This window comes from Caulobacter sp. 05T431, from assembly GCF_056665975.1.
Map to the genome: position 1 here is coordinate 1 of NZ_JBFTKU010000018.1, position 16220 is coordinate 16220.

Annotated in this window: 16 protein-coding genes; 1 reads left to right on the top strand and 15 read right to left on the bottom strand. The window is 69.3% G+C overall.

All coding sequences use genetic code 11. The annotated features are described in order from the left end of the window. The coding region (locus tag AC1U89_RS16530; RefSeq protein ID WP_479900778.1) for a hypothetical protein at positions 1 to 291 on the bottom strand (291 nt) is incomplete at its 3' end. Between the two features lie 127 nt (positions 292 to 418). Between AC1U89_RS16530 and AC1U89_RS16535 the strand changes: the two genes are divergently transcribed. Beyond that, entirely contained in the window at positions 419 to 2170 is a 1752-nt protein-coding gene (locus AC1U89_RS16535; protein ID WP_479900779.1) for an ATP-binding protein, read from the top strand. Here AC1U89_RS16535 and lpxB read toward each other — a convergent pair. The 14 genes from lpxB to tsf all read right to left on the bottom strand — a co-directional run bounded on the left by lpxB (position 2167) and on the right by tsf (position 16136). Continuing rightward, positions 2167 to 3366 carry a lipid-A-disaccharide synthase gene (gene lpxB / locus AC1U89_RS16540; protein WP_479900780.1) on the bottom strand — a complete coding sequence of 400 codons (1200 nt, stop codon included), beginning with the start codon at positions 3364 to 3366 and terminating at the stop codon, positions 2167 to 2169. The two genes, AC1U89_RS16535 and lpxB, sit on opposite strands and share 4 nt — an antisense overlap. Further along, a complete protein-coding gene (lpxI, locus tag AC1U89_RS16545; RefSeq protein ID WP_479900781.1) occupies positions 3363 to 4205 on the bottom strand; it encodes a UDP-2,3-diacylglucosamine diphosphatase in 843 nt (280 codons plus the stop codon). Before lpxI ends, lpxB begins: the two co-directional genes overlap by 4 nt. A gap of 9 nt (positions 4206 to 4214) precedes the next feature. Continuing rightward, entirely contained in the window at positions 4215 to 5009 is a 795-nt protein-coding gene (gene lpxA, locus AC1U89_RS16550; RefSeq protein WP_479900782.1) for an acyl-ACP--UDP-N-acetylglucosamine O-acyltransferase, read from the bottom strand. Further along, positions 5006 to 5488 (bottom strand): 3-hydroxyacyl-ACP dehydratase FabZ, encoded by a 483-nt coding sequence (gene fabZ / locus AC1U89_RS16555; RefSeq protein WP_479900783.1) that lies wholly within the window; start codon positions 5486 to 5488, stop codon positions 5006 to 5008. Before fabZ ends, lpxA begins: the two co-directional genes overlap by 4 nt. 1 nt (position 5489) lies before the next feature. Continuing rightward, complete coding sequence (gene lpxD, locus AC1U89_RS16560; protein ID WP_479900784.1) at positions 5490 to 6506, bottom strand: UDP-3-O-(3-hydroxymyristoyl)glucosamine N-acyltransferase; 1017 nt, start codon at positions 6504 to 6506, stop codon at positions 5490 to 5492. A 46-nt stretch (positions 6507 to 6552) separates the two neighbouring features. Continuing rightward, positions 6553 to 7200: an OmpH family outer membrane protein gene (locus AC1U89_RS16565; protein ID WP_479900785.1), complete on the bottom strand. Its 648-nt coding sequence runs from the start codon at positions 7198 to 7200 to the stop codon at positions 6553 to 6555. A 5-nt stretch (positions 7201 to 7205) separates the two neighbouring features. Then, the gene (gene bamA, locus AC1U89_RS16570) at positions 7206 to 9566 is read right to left on the bottom strand and encodes an outer membrane protein assembly factor BamA (protein WP_479900786.1); all 2361 of its coding nucleotides are present in this window, start codon (positions 9564 to 9566) and stop codon (positions 7206 to 7208) included. Positions 9567 to 9595: 29 nt separating this feature from the next. Beyond that, entirely contained in the window at positions 9596 to 10792 is a 1197-nt protein-coding gene (locus tag AC1U89_RS16575) for a M50 family metallopeptidase (RefSeq protein ID WP_479900787.1), read from the bottom strand. A 29-nt stretch (positions 10793 to 10821) separates the two neighbouring features. Further along, the gene (locus AC1U89_RS16580; protein WP_479900788.1) at positions 10822 to 12030 is read right to left on the bottom strand and encodes a 1-deoxy-D-xylulose-5-phosphate reductoisomerase; all 1209 of its coding nucleotides are present in this window, start codon (positions 12028 to 12030) and stop codon (positions 10822 to 10824) included. Further along, complete coding sequence (locus AC1U89_RS16585; protein ID WP_479900789.1) at positions 12018 to 12866, bottom strand: phosphatidate cytidylyltransferase; 849 nt, start codon at positions 12864 to 12866, stop codon at positions 12018 to 12020. Before AC1U89_RS16585 ends, AC1U89_RS16580 begins: the two co-directional genes overlap by 13 nt. Further along, entirely contained in the window at positions 12844 to 13623 is a 780-nt protein-coding gene (gene uppS, locus AC1U89_RS16590; protein ID WP_479900790.1) for a polyprenyl diphosphate synthase, read from the bottom strand. The genes AC1U89_RS16585 and uppS overlap by 23 nt, the downstream gene beginning before the upstream one ends. Positions 13624 to 13667: 44 nt before the next feature. Next, positions 13668 to 14234 carry a ribosome recycling factor gene (frr, locus tag AC1U89_RS16595; protein ID WP_479900791.1) on the bottom strand — a complete coding sequence of 189 codons (567 nt, stop codon included), beginning with the start codon at positions 14232 to 14234 and terminating at the stop codon, positions 13668 to 13670. 25 nt (positions 14235 to 14259) lie between these two features. Continuing rightward, positions 14260 to 14997 carry a UMP kinase gene (gene pyrH, locus AC1U89_RS16600; RefSeq protein ID WP_479900792.1) on the bottom strand — a complete coding sequence of 246 codons (738 nt, stop codon included), beginning with the start codon at positions 14995 to 14997 and terminating at the stop codon, positions 14260 to 14262. A 200-nt stretch (positions 14998 to 15197) separates the two neighbouring features. Next, positions 15198 to 16136: a translation elongation factor Ts gene (gene tsf, locus AC1U89_RS16605; RefSeq protein ID WP_029913357.1), complete on the bottom strand. Its 939-nt coding sequence runs from the start codon at positions 16134 to 16136 to the stop codon at positions 15198 to 15200. Positions 16137 to 16220: the final 84 nt, after the last annotated feature.

Sequence of the window (16220 nt, forward strand, 5' to 3'; positions counted from 1 at the left end):
GGCGGCGGCCACGGCGCGGGCGGGCGTCTCGGCCTGGACCTCGGCGCCGGCGGCGACGGCCTTGGCCTCGGCCACCCGGGCCAGGTTGGCCTCGCCCTCGCTCACCGCGTTCTTGGCCAGGTTGGCCAGGTCGCTCTGGGGCTGGGAATTGGACTGGTCGATCATGGCGCCCAGCGTCTCGACCGTCTGGATCACGGCGATACGGGCGAGCGCATCGGCCGCCTGGTCGGCCCGGTTCACGGGGTTCGACGGCGTCAGGGACGACAGAGGGGCGACCGAGAAGATCGTCACGCCAGGTCTCCGGCCGGCGACGTGAGGGTCGCCGAGGTTTCCAACCTAGCCGAGAGCCGTGAAGCGCTTCTTAAAGGCTTTGCTAACGCCGCCGGACGACAGTGCCGCCGAAATCTGGAGTTCGGGCTTGACGCGAGCCGCCCCATACCCGGCGTGGACGGACATCACGGCCCATCGGCGCCGTGACCTGAAGACCATCCTGCCCATGACGCTGCTGGCGGCCGCCGGGTCCGTCGTCTGGCTCGACCCGCGCTGGGTGCTGGCCTGGCTGGCGGCCGTCGCCCTGTTCATGGCCGGCAACCAGCTGATGGGCCTGTGGATCGACCGCACGGCCGAGCCCGGCCCGGGCCAGGAGTGGCTCTACGCCGCCGTCACCTTCGTCTACACCGCCGTCTACGGCCTGCTGCCGCTGGCCCTTGCGGTCGAGGGCGGCCGGTCCGCCGCCGTGGCCGGCGCGGCCATGCTGGGCGCGGTGGCCCTGAGCAGCACCGCCGAATTCCCGATCTCGCGCCGCATCGGCGCGGCCTCGCTGCTGGCCGTCCTGCTCACCGCCAGCCTAGCCCTGGCCCGCCCCGCCGTCGGCGAGACCGGCGGCCAGTCGATCGTCGCCTTCGTCGCCGCGGTCGCCTTCCTGGCCTATGTGCTGCTGGCCGCCCTGCACCGCGCCGCCGCCCAGCGCGACCTGGTCCAGGCCCTGGCAGCCGCCCGCGAGAAGGAGGCCGAGGCCGCCGCCGCCAACGCCGCCAAGACCACCTTCCTGGCCACCATGAGCCACGAGATCCGCACGCCCCTGAACGGCGTGCTGGGCATGATCCAGGTCATGCAGGCCGAGGAGATGAGCGACGCGCAGCGCGAGCGGCTGGAGATCGTCCGCAAGTCCGGCGAGGGGCTGACGGCCATCCTCAACGACGTGTTGGACTTGTCGAAGATCGAGGCCGGCCGCCTGGAGATCGAGGCCGTGGCCTTCGACCTGCCCGAGCTGCTGGCCGGCTGCCACCACGCCTTCTCGGTCCTGGCCGTGCAGAAGGGCCTGGCCTACACCCTGAGCATCGCGCCCGAGGCCCAGGGCCTCTATCGCGGCGATCCCCTGCGGCTGCGCCAGGTGATCGGCAACCTGCTGTCCAACGCCGCCAAGTTCACCAACGCCGGGGCCATCGACCTGTCGGCGCGGGTCACCRGCGAGTGGCTGGAGCTGGCCGTGGCCGACACCGGCGTCGGCGTCGCGCCCCGCGACATCGACCGCCTGTTCGGCAAGTTCAGCCAGCTGGACGCCTCCAGCACCCGTCGCCACGGCGGCACCGGCCTGGGCCTGGCCATCTGCCGCGACCTCTGCGTCCTGATGGGCGGCGAGATCGCCGTGTCCAGCGCCGTCGACTTCGGCTCGACCTTCACCGTGCGACTGCCGGCCGACCGCCTGAGTCCCCTGCCCGACGCCGAGGCCAAGCTGCTGATCGCGCCCGAGACCGCCCCGCGCGCGCCGCCGCGGGTGCTGGCGGCCGAGGACAACCACGTCAACCAGCTGGTGCTCAAGGCGATCCTGGGCCAGGCCGGGATCGCGCCCCAGATGGTCGCCAACGGCGCCCAGGCCGTCGAGGCCTGGCGCGAGGGCGGCTGGGACCTGGTGCTGATGGACGTGCACATGCCGGTGATGGACGGCGTCGCCGCCGTCCACGAGATCCGCCGCCTGGAGGTCGCCGAGGGCCGCGCCCGGACCCCGATCATCGCCCTGACCGCCAACGCCATGAGCCACCAGGTCGACGCCCTGCTGGCCGAGGGCTTCGACGACCACGTGGCCAAGCCGATCGACGTGGTGACCCTGTTCACGGCCCTGGAGCGGGCGGTGAGCGCAAGGGAGGCTCCACCGCTGGCGACGGCCTAGACGGCCCTTCCACGCGCCCTCAGGAAGTCCAGGAGGGCCGAAGCGGCCGCTTCGGAGGGATCGGGCATGCCGCGCCCCATCTTGACCAGGGCGGCGTCCTGGGCGGCCACCTGGGCCGCGCGCAGCGCCGGGTCGTCCAGACGCCTGGCGACCTCGGCGGCCAAGGCCTGGCCAGTGCAGTCGCCCTGCAGCAGTTCGGGCGCGACCGTGTCCTGGGCGGCGATGTTGAACAGGGTCACCCAGCGCGGCTTGAACATCGTCTTGAGCAGGCCGTAGGTGATCGCGCCGGTCACGTAGCCGACCACCACCGGACAGCCGGCCAGGGCCAGCTCGGTGGTCACCGTGCCGCTGCAGGCCAGGGCGACCGTGCCGGCGACCATGGCGTCGTCCTTCAGCGCCTCGTCCTCGATCACGTGGGCCCGGAACGGCCAGGCCGCGACGCGGGCCTTGACGCTGTCGGCCACGGTCGAGGCGGCGGGCACCACCACGTGCAGGTCGGGCCGCTGGGCCTTCAGGCGCTGCACGGCGTCCTCGAAGCGCGGCATGACCCGCTGGATCTCGGACGGGCGGCTGCCGGGCAGCACCAGCAGGATGGGTTCGCCGGGCCCCGCGCCGATCGCGGCGCGCAGCCGGGCCGGGTCGGCGTGGCTGAAATCGTGGGCCAGGGCCGAATTGCCGACGAAGACGCTGGGAAGGTCGACCGCGTCGAAGAACGGCTTGTCCATCGGCTGGATCGACAGCAGCAGGTCCACCGCCGTCGCCAGATCCTTGGCGCGCTCGGCGCGATAGGCCCAGACCTGGGGCGCGACGTACTTGACCAGCGGCAGGCCGGGGTCCTGCTTCCGCAGCGCCTTGGCCAGGCGGATGTTGAAGCCCCAGCTGTCGATCAGCACCGCCACGTCGGGCTTCTCGCGGGCCGCCAGGGCCAGGGTGTCCTTCAGCCGCGCCATGGCGCGGGGATAGGCTTTCAGGCTCTCGAAGATGCCCAGGATCGACAGCTGGGCGATGTCGAACGGGCTCTCCACCCCCTCGGCCGCCATCTTGGCCCCGCCGACGCCGACGAAGCGGACCTTGTCGCTCCCGAGGCGGTCGCGCAGCACATGGGCCAGCTTGGCGCCCAGGGCGTCGCCCGAGGCCTCGGCCGCCACCAGCATCACGGTCAGCGGTCCGGACTGCGGGAGGCTTTCGGCGCTCATGCGTCGGCGCGGGGCTCGACCCCGTACACGAACAGGCCCAGGTCGTCGGCGCAGGCGATCACCTGCTCGCGGTCGACGATCAGCAGGCGTCCGGCCTCGCCGACCACGCCGGCCAAGCCGGCGCGGGCCGCGCGCTGGACGGTGGCCACGCCGATGGTGGGCAGGTCGACCTTGGTCTCCTGGATCGGCTTGGGCGCCTTGGCCAGCACGCCGCGCGGAGCCTCGGGATTGCCGCGGACGGCCTGGGGCAGGTCGGCGACCCGGCGCAGCATGGCGTCGGTGCCCTCCTGGGCCTCGACGGCCAGGACCAGGCCGTCGCAGACCACGGCGCCCTGCCCCACGTCCAGCGCCCCGATGGCGCGCGCCACGTCCAGGGCGCGGTCCATGTCGGCGACGTGGCCCTCCTTGGGCGTGTGCTTGCCCAGCGGGCCGCGCGGCAGGGTCATCTCGCCGCGCACCTCGTGGGCGCCCTCGATGACGAAGCCTTCCTTCTCGAACTCGGCCAGCACGCGGCGCAGCAGGGCGTCGTCGCCCTTGCGGGCGGCGTTGACCAGGCCCGKGATCACCGCCAGGCCGCGCAGGTCGGGCTTGAGGGTCGCGAAGTCGGGACGATCGACGACGCCCGCGAAACAGACGGCCTCGCAGCCCTCCTCGCGCAGCGCCTTGAACGCCTTGCCGAACTCGCCCAGCCCGACCTCGACGCCCGGATACTGGGCCAGGACCGGCAAGGCGAACGATTTGAGGCGCATCACCGCGAACGGCCGGCCGKCCGCCTCGCAGTGGGCCGCCAGTTCCACCGGCAGCGAGCCGCCCCCGGCGATCAGACCAAGCTTGCGCATGGCCCCTCCCTAGACCTCGCGTTCCGGCAGGCACAGCGGCCGATTGCCGTCGGCGCGGATGAACTCGACGATCTCCATCACCTCCGGCGTGCCGGCGTGGGCCTCGGCCACGTCGTCCAGGCGCTCCTGGAAGGTGCCTTCGTCGGCGAACAGCAGGCGGTAGGCGGCGCGCAGGGCGTTGATCGCCTCGCGGCTGAAGCCCCGGCGCTTGAGGCCCACCAGGTTCAGCCCCTCCAGGTGGGCGTGGTTGCCCCACACCGAGCCGTAGGGGATGACGTCCTTGGTCACTGCGGCCAGGCCGCCGATGAAGCTGTAGCGGCCGACGCGCGAGAACTGGTGGATGGCCGCCAGGCCGCCCACGAACACGAAGTTGCCGACGTCGACATGGCCGCCCAGGGTCGCGCCCTTGGCCAGGACCACGTTGTCGCCGACGATACAGTCGTGGGCCACGTGCGCCTCGGCCATGAAGAAGCCGTCCGCGCCGATGGTGGTCACGCCACGGCCCGAGGCCGTGCCGGTGTTCATCGTCACCTGCTCGCGGATGATGTTGCGCGGGCCGATGAGCAGCTCGGTGCGCTCGCCCTTGTAGCCCAGGTGCTGGGGCGGGCCGCCCAGGGACGAGAAGGCGTGGACCTCGGTGTCCTCGCCGATGGTGGTGACGCCGTCGACCACCACGTGCGACAGCAGGCGCACCCGCGCGCCCAGGGTCACGTCCGGTCCGACGATGCAGAACGGCCCGATGACGACGTCGTCCGCCAGCTTGGCGGCGGGATCGACGATGGCGGACGGATGGACCTGGGTCATGCCTTGGGAGTCTCCACCACCATGGCCGCGAACTCGACCTCGGCCGCGACCTTGTCGCCCACCTTGGCCACGCCCTTGAACTTGAAGATGCTGGAACGGGCGCGCAGCACCTCGACTTCCATGCGGATCACGTCGCCGGGGCGCACGGGATTGCGGAAGCGGGCGTTGTCGACCGACATGAAGAAGATCGTCTTGCCCTMGGTGTCGACCTCGAGCGACTTGCTCATCAGCACCGCGCCCGTCTGGGCCAGGGCCTCGATGATCAGCACGCCGGGCATCACCGGATTGCCCGGGAAGTGGCCCTGGAAGAACGGCTCGTTGATCGTCACGCACTTGATGCCGACGATCGACTGGTGCGGGCGATAGTCCTCGGCGCGATCCACCAGCAGGAACGGATAGCGGTGCGGGATCCGGTTCAGGATCTCGGCGATGTCGATGGACGAAACCTCAGCGGGCTCGGTGGTCTTGGATCGGCTCATTCTAGCCCCTTGGTTCCCGGCCGCCCGCCTTGCGCGACAGCCATGCGGTCTCCCGAAGCCACCGCTTGAGCGGTCGCGCKGGAAACCCAGTCCATGTTTCGCCGGCCGGCACGTCCTTGAAGACCGACGCCGCGGCGCCGATCTGGGCGCCCGCGCCGACCGTCAGATGATCGGCCACGCCGGCCTTGCCGCCGAACGCGACTCCGTCGCCCACCGTCGTGCTGCCGGAAATGCCCGTGAAGGCGGCGGCGACGCAGTTGCGACCGAGCCGGACGTTGTGGGCGACATGGACGAGATTGTCGATCTTGGTGTTCTCGCCGATCGTCGTATCGCCGAACGCGCCCCGGTCCACGGTGCTGTTGGCCCCGATCGTCACGCCGTCCTGCAGGATCACCCGGCCCAGCTGCGGCAGGTCGACGACGMCCTTGGGGCCGCCCGCCGCGCCGAATCCCGCCTCGCCGATCACCGCCCCGGCGTGGATCGACACCCGGTCGCCGACCAGGGCGAAGCCGATCACGGCGTTGGCGCCGATCCGGCAGTCGCGGCCCACGGCCACGCCCGGCCCGATCACCACGCCGGGCGCCAGATAGGTGTTGCGGCCGATCCTGGCGCCCTGCCCCACGACGACGCCCGGCGACAGGACGACGCCGTCCTCCAGTTCGCTGTCGGGATGGACGTGTTGCGAACCGTCGTGGCGCCGGGGCGCATGCAGCCGCTGGGCGGCGGCGGCCCACGCGGCTTGCGGATGGCTGGTCAGCAGCAGAAAGCCGCCGGCCGGAGCCTGGGCCGCGTGTTCGGGCTTTAGGAAACAGGCCGCGCCCTTCAGGCCGGCCAGGTCGGCCAGGCGCTTGGGATCGGACAGGAAGGTGACGGACCCGGCGTCGGCGCTTTCCAGCGGGGCGACGTGCGAGACCAGATGGGTCCCGTGGGCGGGATCGGCCAGCCGAGCACCGCTCAGGCTGGCCAGTTCCGTGAGGGTCGCCGGACCCAGGTCTTCGAAAAAGCGCGGGTCCGGCATCGGTCCTCTCGGGAGCGGCCCGGGCGACACGCCCAGGCCGACTCGACTACTTCTTGGGAGTCGTCGGCTGGAGAGCTTGAGCCCCCGCGGCCGCTTGGTCCAGACGTTCGCGATCGAAGGTCAGGGTCTTGATGCGGGCGTCGACCGCCGCCACGACGGAGTCGGTGATGTCCATGGCCGGATTGCCCAGCAGGACCGATTCCCGCTCGATCAGGATCGCGCAGCTCTTGGCTTGATAGGCCTGGCGGATGGCCGGGTCCAGTTCCTGATAGACGCGGGCCAGTTGCTTCTGCTCGGTGGCCTCGACTTCGCGCTGGCGCAGCTGGCCCTTACGCTGCCAGGCGTTGCCGCGCACTTGCAGGGCGGCGGCCTGTTGCTCCAGGGCGCTCTGGTCCAGGGTGGCCTTCTTGGCGTCCAGGGCCTTGCCGTCGTTTTCCAGGGCGGTGCGCTCGGCCGTCAGTTCGGCGTTGACCTGGGCGATGATGGTCTTCAGGCGCGCGTCCACGGCCTTGCCGACCTGCGAGGTCGCCACGGCGCGCTGGCTCGAGAAGATGCAGACGCCGGYGATCGGGGCGCCGTGGGTCACCGGCGGGGCGGCCGGAGCGGCGGGCGGCGCGGCTTGAGCGAAAGCGCCCGACGCCGTGGCGAGAGCGGCCAGACCCGAGACGGTCGCGGCGAGGAACTTGGAGGTCATGTTGGTTAGAACCTTGTGGAGGTGGAGAACCGGAAGGTTTCGGTTCTGTCGTAGTCTTCTTTAGCGAGAATGTGGCTGAAATCGAACCGGATGGGGCCCATGGGCGACTTCCAGTCGATGCTCAGGCCCGCCGAGGCGCGAAGGCCCAGGCCGTCCTTGATGTTCTGGTTGATGGTGCCGTCCGCGTTCAGACGATCGATGTCGTCCAGCTGGCCCGCCGTACCGAAGTCGGAGAACACCGCGGCCTTGATGCCGTACTGTTCGGGCAGGAAGGTCGGAACCGTCAATTCGAACGTGCCGATCGCATACAGCTTGGCGCCCAGGGCGCTGCTCTGCGTCGTCGTGTCGCGCGGGCCGATACCCGCGATCTCGAAGCCGCGGAAGGTCGAACCGCCCTTGTAGAAGCGGTCGTTGATGCGGATGTTGTCGCCGCCCCAACCTTCGATATAGCCCGCCGAACCGGTGGCGCTGAAGATGAAGTCCTTGTTGAAGCCCCAGTACCAACCGCCGTCGGTCTCGGTCTTCAGGTACTTCACGTCGCCGCCGAAGCCGGCCAGGTCCTGGCTCAGGTCGGCGAACCAGCCGCGGGTCGGCTGGATCGGATCGTTCCGCTTGTCGATCCGCATGCCGTAGCCGAACAGCGAGGTGATGTACGAACCGCGCTGCAGGCAGAGGATGTCGGACACCGAACCGCTGGCGCAGAGGCTGTCCTCCACGCTCACCTTGTCCTGACGGAGCTGGTAGCGCAGGCTCATCGAGGCGTTCTGGGTCAGCGGGAAGCCCAGGCGCAGCGTGCCGCCGGTCGACTGGGTGTCGTAGGCGGCGTAGTCGCTCAGGTCGTAGCGGTACGAGTAGAGGTCCACGCCGGCGCGCAGGTCGCGGCCCAGGAAGCGCGGCTCGGTGAAGCCGAAGTCGATCTGCTGGCGCAGCGAACCGACCGAGACGCGGGCCCGTAGGTTCTGGCCGCGGCCGCGGAAGTTCCGCTCGGTGATGCCGACGTCCAGCACCAGCTTGTCGACCGAGCTGTAGCCGGCGCTGAACGACAGTTCGCCCGTCGGCTGCTCCTCGGTCTTGACGCGCAGGGTCGTGCGGTCGGGCTGGGCGCCCGGCACTTCCTCGATGTTGACGTCCTTGAAGAAGCCCAGGGCGCGGACGTTGTTCTTGGAGCGGTCGACCAAGACGCGGTTGTAGGCGTCGCCCTCGGCGACCTCCAGCTCGCGGCGGACCACATAGTCCAGCGTGCGGGTGTTGCCGACGATGTCGATGCGGTCGACGTAGACGCGCGGGCCTTCCCGCACCGAGAACACCACGTCCACGGTGTTGGTCTCGTGGTTGGGCACGTAGCGCGGGCGCACGTCCACGAAGGCGAAGCCGGCCGCGCCCGCCGCGAAGGTCAGGGCGTCGGTGGCCTGCTCGATCTTGTCGTCTTCGTACAGCTGGCCCGTGCGGACCGGCAGGATCTGGGCCAGCAGGTCGCCGTTCAGCTTCTTCAGCTCGGTCTCGACCGTGATCTTGCCGAACTTGTACTTGGGACCTTCGTCGATCGTGTAGGTGACCGCGAAGCCGTTCTTGTCGGTGGCCAGTTCGGCGACGGTCGCCACCACGCGGAAGTCGAAGTAGCCGCGGTTGCGATAGAACTTACGCAGCTGCTCGCGGTCGTATTCGATCCGGTCGGGGTCGTAGTTGTCGTTGCTGGTCAGGAACTTGTACCAGTGCGACTCCTTGGTGACGATGACGTCCTTCAGGTCGTTGTCCGAGAACTCCTGGTTGCCCAGGAAGTTGACGCCCAGGACGCCGCTCTTGGGGCCTTCGTTGATCTCGAACACCAGGTCGACGCGCTTCTGCGGCAGCTCGACCACCTTCGGCGTCACCGTGGCCGAGATGCGGCCCGAGCGGCGGTACAGTTCGATGATGCGCTGGACGTCGGCCTGCACCTTGGCGCGGGTGAAGATGCCGCGCGGACGAATCTGGACCTCGTCCTTCAGCTTGTCTTCCTTGAGCGCCGAGTTCCCCTCAAAGACCACCTGGTTGATGATCGGGTTCTCGACGACCTTGACGATCAGATCGCCGCCTTGCAGCTCGATCTTCACGTCGGCGAACAGGTCGGTGCGCGCCAGGGTCTTCAGCGCCAGGTCGAGGCGCTGGGGATCGACCGTCTCGCCCGGCTGGATGGGCAGGTAGGACAGCACGGTCCCCTGCTCGATCCGCTCGTTGCCCTGCACCACGATGCGCTGGACCACGCCCGTCTGCTGGGCCTGGGCGAAGGCGGCCTGCGGCGCGGTCAGCGCCGTGGAACCGAGGAGGAGCGCAACGCCGGTGGCGAACGCGGCGCTATGGGCGCGGATTTTGCTCATGGGACCAATCATGGACGGACGGCCGGGTTCGCGAGAACAGGTCACGAGAACAGGCCGCCAATGAATTTGAACACGTCGTAGCGGTGAAGGTCGTTCCACGCCGCGAACAGCATGAAACCGAGGATCAAGGCAAGCCCCGCTCTGAAGCTGGCCGCCTGGAACTTGGCCTGCAGCGGCCGGCGGGCGATCGCTTCGTAGGCGTACATCAGCAGGTGGCCGCCATCGAGGACGGGGATGGGCAGCAGGTTCATGAAGCCGATGCTGACCGACAACGTCGCCACCATCACCATCTGGCCGACCAGCAGGCCCAGCAGCATGGTCGGGATGTCGGGCGCGTTGGCGGTGGACGCCTGGGCCACGGCGCCCACGGCGTGGCCGATGCCGATCACGCCGCTGATCTGGTCGGCCGAGATCTGGCCGGTCACCAGACGCCCCAGATAGAAGCCGATGGTGCTGACCTGGTCCCACACCTCGACCGCGGCGTCGGGAATCGCCCGCCAGACCGGCGAACGGTAGTGATAGGAGCGGCTGACGTTCTCGATGCCCAGGCGGCCGACCTTGGCGCGGCCGTTGATCTTGTCGACGACCTCGACCTGGGTCGGGGTGGCCGTGATGTGCAGGGTCTGGTCGCCGCGCTTGACCGTGAAGTCGATCGGCATGCCCGAGCGCAGGATCACGTAGCGGCCGACGTCCTCGAAGTTCTTGATCTTGCGCCCGTCGGCCCGGACGATCAGGTCGCCGGGCTTGAAGCCGGCCACGGCGGCGGCGCTGCCCGCCGGGAGCCGATCCACCGTCGCCGGACGGCGGTATTCGCCCAGGGTCGCCAGGAGCACGGCGAACACGGCGATCGCCAACACGAAGTTCGCCATCGGCCCGGCCACAGCGATGAACGCGCGCTGCCAGACCGGCTTGAAATGGTAGTAGCGGGAGACGGCCTCGGCGCCTTCGCGCTGGGCGATCTCGGCCTTGAGGACGGCCAGGTCGTTGTTGTCGGGCACGCTGGCGGCGTTGTCGTCGCCCGCGAAGCGCACATAGCCGCCCAGCGGGATCCAGGCGATGCGCCACTCGACGCCGGTCTTGTCGCGCCACGAGACGATCGCGCGGCCGAAGCCGATCGAGAAGCAGTCGATCGCCACGCCGCAGGCCCGCGCGGCCAGGAAGTGGCCGAGCTCGTGCACTGTCACGACCACGGACAGCACGAACACGAACGCGACGAGGCCTAACAGAATACCGCTCATAAGGTGGCGCCTAACTCCCCGATCCGTCTCTAGATACGCTTCTGGCCGACAACCTCGGCCGCAATGCGGCGGGCCGAAGCGTCGGTCATCATCGCGCTGTCGAGGGCGTCGCCCGTGCTGTCGGCGAGTTCGCCTAGGCCGTTCATGCGCTCAAGAGTCCCCGCCACCGCGCCGGCAATATCCAGAAAGCCTATCCGGCGGTCAAGGAAGGCCGCGACGGCCACCTCGTTGGCGGCGTTCATCGCGGCGGGTGCGCCGCCGCCCAGGCGCAGGGCCTCGCGGGCGATGGCGATCGACGGGAAGCGGTCCAGGTCCGGCGCCTCGAAGGTCAGCTGGGCGTAGGCGGCCAGGTCCAGGGGCTTGGCGGGCCAGGACAGGCGCTGGGGCCAGGAGAAGGCGCAGGAGATCGGGCTGCGCATGTCCGGCGGGCCCAGCTGGGCCAGGGTCGAGCCGTCGGCGTACTCGACGAGGCTGTGGATCACGGACTGCGGATGGATCACGACGTCGATGCGCTCTTGCGGGGTCTCGAACAGGTACGACGCCTCGATCATCTCGAGGCCCTTGTTCATCATCGTCGCGGAATCGACCGAAATCTTGGCGCCCATCGACCAGTTGGGATGGGCCACCGCCTGCTCCGGCGTGGCCTTGGCCATGGCGGCCTTGCCCCAGGTCCGGAAGGGTCCGCCGGAGGCCGTCAGGATCAGGCGCGATACCTGGTCGATACAATCGCGCTGCAGCACCTGGAAGATCGCCGAGTGCTCGGAATCGACGGGAATCACCGAGCCGCCGGCCGCGCGGGCGATGGCCAGCAGGGCCGGACCGGCGCAGACCAGGCTCTCCTTGTTGGCCAGGGCGATGACGGCGCCGGTGCGGGCGGCGGCCAGGGTCGGGGCCAGGCCCGCCGCGCCGACGATGGCCGACATCACCCAGTCCGCGCCCATGGCGGCGGCCTCGGAGACGGCGGCCGCGCCGGCGGCGGCGCGCACGCCCGATCCGGCCAGGCGTTCGCGCAGTTCCGGCAGGCCGGTCTCGTCGTCGATGACCGCCACCTGGGGCTTCCAGCGCAGGGCCTGCTCGGCCAGCTTGGCGACATTGCGGCCGGCCGTCAGGGCCAGGATCTCGACGGCGACGCCGGCCTGCTCGAACAGGTCCAGGGTCGACACGCCGATCGAGCCCGTGGAGCCCAGCACCACGACCTTACGGGCCGCGGCTTGGTGATGGGAGGTCAAGGCAGCCATCCCCACTGGTCCAGCAGCCGGGCGGCGGCGACCACGATCGCCGCGAACATCAGGCCGTCGACGCGGTCCAGCATGCCGCCGTGGCCGGGGATCAGGTCGCCCGAATCCTTCACGCCGAACCGGCGCTTGAGCATCGATTCCCAAAGGTCGCCCGCCATGGTGGCCAGGCCGCCCAGCAGGCCGGTCACGGCCGCCACGGGCCAGGCCAGGTGCAGGTCYGGCAAGGCCGGCAGCGCTTGGGACAGGGCCACGATGCCGATCGCGCCCAGCGACGCGGCGACCAGCCCGCCGAAGAAGCCCGACCAGGTCTTGTTGGGCGAATAGCGCGGCCAGAGCTTGGGGCCCTTCAGGAGGCTGCCGGTGACGTAGGCGAAGATGTCGGCGAACCAGGTGACCGTGAACAGCAGCAGGGTCCAGCTGAGGCCGGCGTCCATGCGGCGCAGCCAGATCATCGCGATGACCGCCGGGGCGATGTAGATCACGCCATAGGCCGCGTCGGCCCGGCGCTCCAGCGCCCCGCGCGCCATCAGGGCCGCGGCCAGGGCCCCGGCGATCACCACGGGCCAGGTGATGTAGTAGTGGCCGAGGAAGGCGACGATCACCGAGATCGCCACCGCCGAGCCGATGGCCACCGCCACGCCCAGCGCCGAGCGCCGGGCGCTCATCTCGGCCCATTCGCGCGCCAGCAGCGCCACGCCGACCAGGATCAGGGCCAGGAACCAGACGTTCCCGAACCACACGGCGGCCACGACCGTGGGCACCAGCACCGTGGCCGAGGCGACACGGATCCGCAGGTTGCTCCAGTTGAAACGTTTAGCCGGCGACGGCGACGTCATCGACGGCGATACCTCCATAGCGACGGTCGCGGCTGCGATATTCCGTCAACGCGGCGGCCAGGTGTTCGGGCCCATAGTCCGGCCAAAGAACGTCCTGATACACGAGTTCGGCGTAGGCGCACTCCCAAAGCAGGAAATTCGAGATCCGTTGCTCGCCGCTGGTGCGCACGATGAGGTCCGGGGCCGGGGCGCCGGCGGTGGACAGGTGCCGCTCGAACAGAGCCTCGTCCAGGTCCTCGGCCCGGGCCTCGCCGCGCTCCACGGCCAGGGCGAAGGCGCGCGCGGCGTCGGCGATGTCGGCCCGGCCGCCGTAGTTGAACGCCACCTGCAGCAGGAAGTTGTTGTTGTGGGCCGTGCGGCTCTCGGCCCGGTCGATCACGGCCAGGACGTCGGCCGCCAGGCCGGTGCGGCGACCGATGATCCGCACCTTCACGCCTTCGCGCGCCAGGCGATCGATGTCGGACTCCAGATAGGCCTTCAGCAGGCCCATCAGCTCCGACACCTCCTGAGGCGGACGGCTCCAGTTCTCGGTGGAGAAGCCKAACACCGTCATCACGCCCACGCCCAGGGCGGCGGCGCCTTCGACGGTCCGCTTCAGGGCGTTGACGCCGGCGCGATGGCCCAGGACGCGCGGCAGGTTGCGCCGCTTCGCCCAACGGCCGTTGCCGTCCATGATGATGGCCACATGCAGAGACTGACCCGACTTGGCGCCCCCGGCGCGCGTCGAGACATTCTGCAGGCCGGTCGTCGGCGCCATGCGCTTCAGCCTTCCCTCATCGCCCCCCACAACGCAGGTCGATGCTAAACCTGCATGATCTCTTGTTCTTTGGTTTTCAAGGCCTCGTCGACCTGCTTGATGGCCGCGTCGGTCAACTTCTGGACCTCGGTCTCCATCTTCTTCAGCTCATCTTCGCTGATGACGGAAGCCTTCTCGGCCTTCTTCAGGTCGTCGTTGGCGTCGCGGCGGATGTTGCGCACCGCGATCTTCTGCCCCTCGGCGGCCTTGCCGGCGATCTTCACCAATTCCTTGCGGCGCTCTTCGGTCAGCGGCGGGATCGGAATGCGCAGGTTCTGGCCCTCGACCACCGGGTTGAAACCCAGGCCCGAGTTGCGGATCGCCTTTTCGACCGAGACAACGACGCCCTTGTCCCAGACGTTGACGTTGATCTGGCGCGGCTCGGGCACGCTGATCGAGGCCACCGCGCTCAGCGGCGTGGTCGAGCCGTAGGCTTCGACCATGACCTGATCGAGCAGGCTGGCGGAGGCGCGCCCGGTACGCAGGGACGCGAACTCCGACTTCAGGGCGACGATGGACTTGTCCATGCGGTCCTTGTAGCGGGACAGGACGGGTTTTTCGGCGGTGGCCATGGCTTGGGCTCTCTTCGCTGGGAAATTAAGCGGCGCGGTCGCCGGAAACGACGGTGTGCGTTCCCTGCCCCTTCAGGACGTTCAGCAGGTTGCCGCGTCCCTTGATGGAGAAGACCACGATGGGGATGTCGTTGTCGCGCATCAGCGCCACGGCCGAGGCGTCCATGACCCGCAGGTCCTTGGCCAGGACGTCCATGTAGCTGAGCGTGTCGTAGCGCTTGGCGGCCGGATCCTTCTTGGGGTCGGCGCTGTAGATGCCGTCGACGCTGGTGCCCTTGAACAGGGCGTCGCACTGCATCTCGGCGGCGCGCAGGGCGGCGGCGGTGTCGGTGGTGAAGAACGGGTTTCCGGTGCCGGCGGCGAAGATCACCACCCGGCCCTTTTCCAGGTGACGCTGGGCCCGGCGACGGATGTAGGGCTCGCAGACCGTGGCCATCKGGATGGCCGACTGCACGCGGGTGGAGACGCCGATGCGCTCCAGGGCGTCCTGCATGGCCAGGGCGTTCATCACCGTGGCCAGCATGCCCATGTAGTCGGCGCTGGAGCGTTCCATGCCCTTGGCCGCGCCGGCCATKCCGCGGAAGATGTTGCCGCCGCCGATCACCAGGCACAGCTCGACGCCGGACTGGACGATCTCGCGGATGTCCTCGGCCACCGATTCGACGGTCTTGGTGTCGATGCCGTAGGGCGTGTCGCCCATCAGCACCTCGCCCGAAACCTTCAGAAGCACGCGGCGATAGGGTCTGTGCTGAGGTTCGGACATGCGGAGGCTCTTCCTGAGTCGTCGGGACGCAACATAGTGCGCGTTCCGGAAAAGTGGGATCGGTTTTCCGGGCTGATACCGGCCAGATCGCGTGCAGAAGCGCGACCCGGGCGCAAAAAAAGGCGCGGCGCGCGCTCTATGCGCGCCGCGCCTTTTCATAGGCGGTCCAGTCCGCCGCCCCGAAAGGCGGCGAAACAGGCTTAGGCTTGGCCGGCCATGGCGGCGACTTCGGCGGCGAAATCGCCTTCCGGAGCCTTCTCCACGCCTTCACCCAGGGCCAGGCGGACGAAGCCCTTCACGGTGAGCGGCGAGCCCAGTTCCTTGCCGGTCTCGGCGACCAGCTGCTCGACGGTCTGGTCCGGGTTCATGACGAAGGCCTGCTTCAGCAGCACGACTTCTTCCAGGAACTTGCGGATGCGGCCTTCGACCATCTTCTCGACGACGGCGGCGGGCTTGCCCGACTCCAGCGCCTGCTCGGTGAAGATCTGGCGCTCTTTCTCGATGGCGGCCTGGTCCAGGTCGTCCGACGACAGCGACAGCGGGGCGGTCGCCGCCACGTGCATGGCGATCTTGCGGCCCAGCTCCAGGATCTTGGCCTGGTCGCCGGCGCCTTCGATGGCCACGAGCACGCCGATGCGGCCCAGGTCCGGAGCGGTCGCGTTGTGGATGTACGACGACACCGCGCCTTGCGAGACGGCGAACTTGGCCGAGCGGCGCAGGACCATGTTCTCGCCGATGGTGGCGATCAGGTTGGTCAGCACTTCCGACACGACGTCGCCGTCGGCGGTCTTGGCCGCGTTGATGGCGTCCACGCCGTCGTTGTCCAGGCCGACGGCCGCGATCTTGCGGACGGCGTTCTGGAACAGGTCGTTACGGCCCAGGAAGTCGGTTTCGGCGTTCACTTCAACCGCGGCGGCGGTCATGCCGGCGCCGTCGTTGCGGACGGCGATGCCGACCAGGCCTTCAGCCGCGACGCGGTCGGCCTTCTTGGCGGCCTTGGACAGGCCCTTGGCGCGCAGCCAGTCGATGGAGGCGTCGATGTCGCCGCCGTTTTCTTGCAGGGCCTTCTTGCAGTCCATCATGCCGACGCCGGACTTTTCGCGCAGTTCTTTCACCAGCGCTGCCGTGATCTCAGCCATGAAATCCTCCAGATTCAAACGTTTAGCGACCGAGCTTGATAGCTCGGTCGCATGACAGGGTCACAACGACCGCGTCGGAACCGA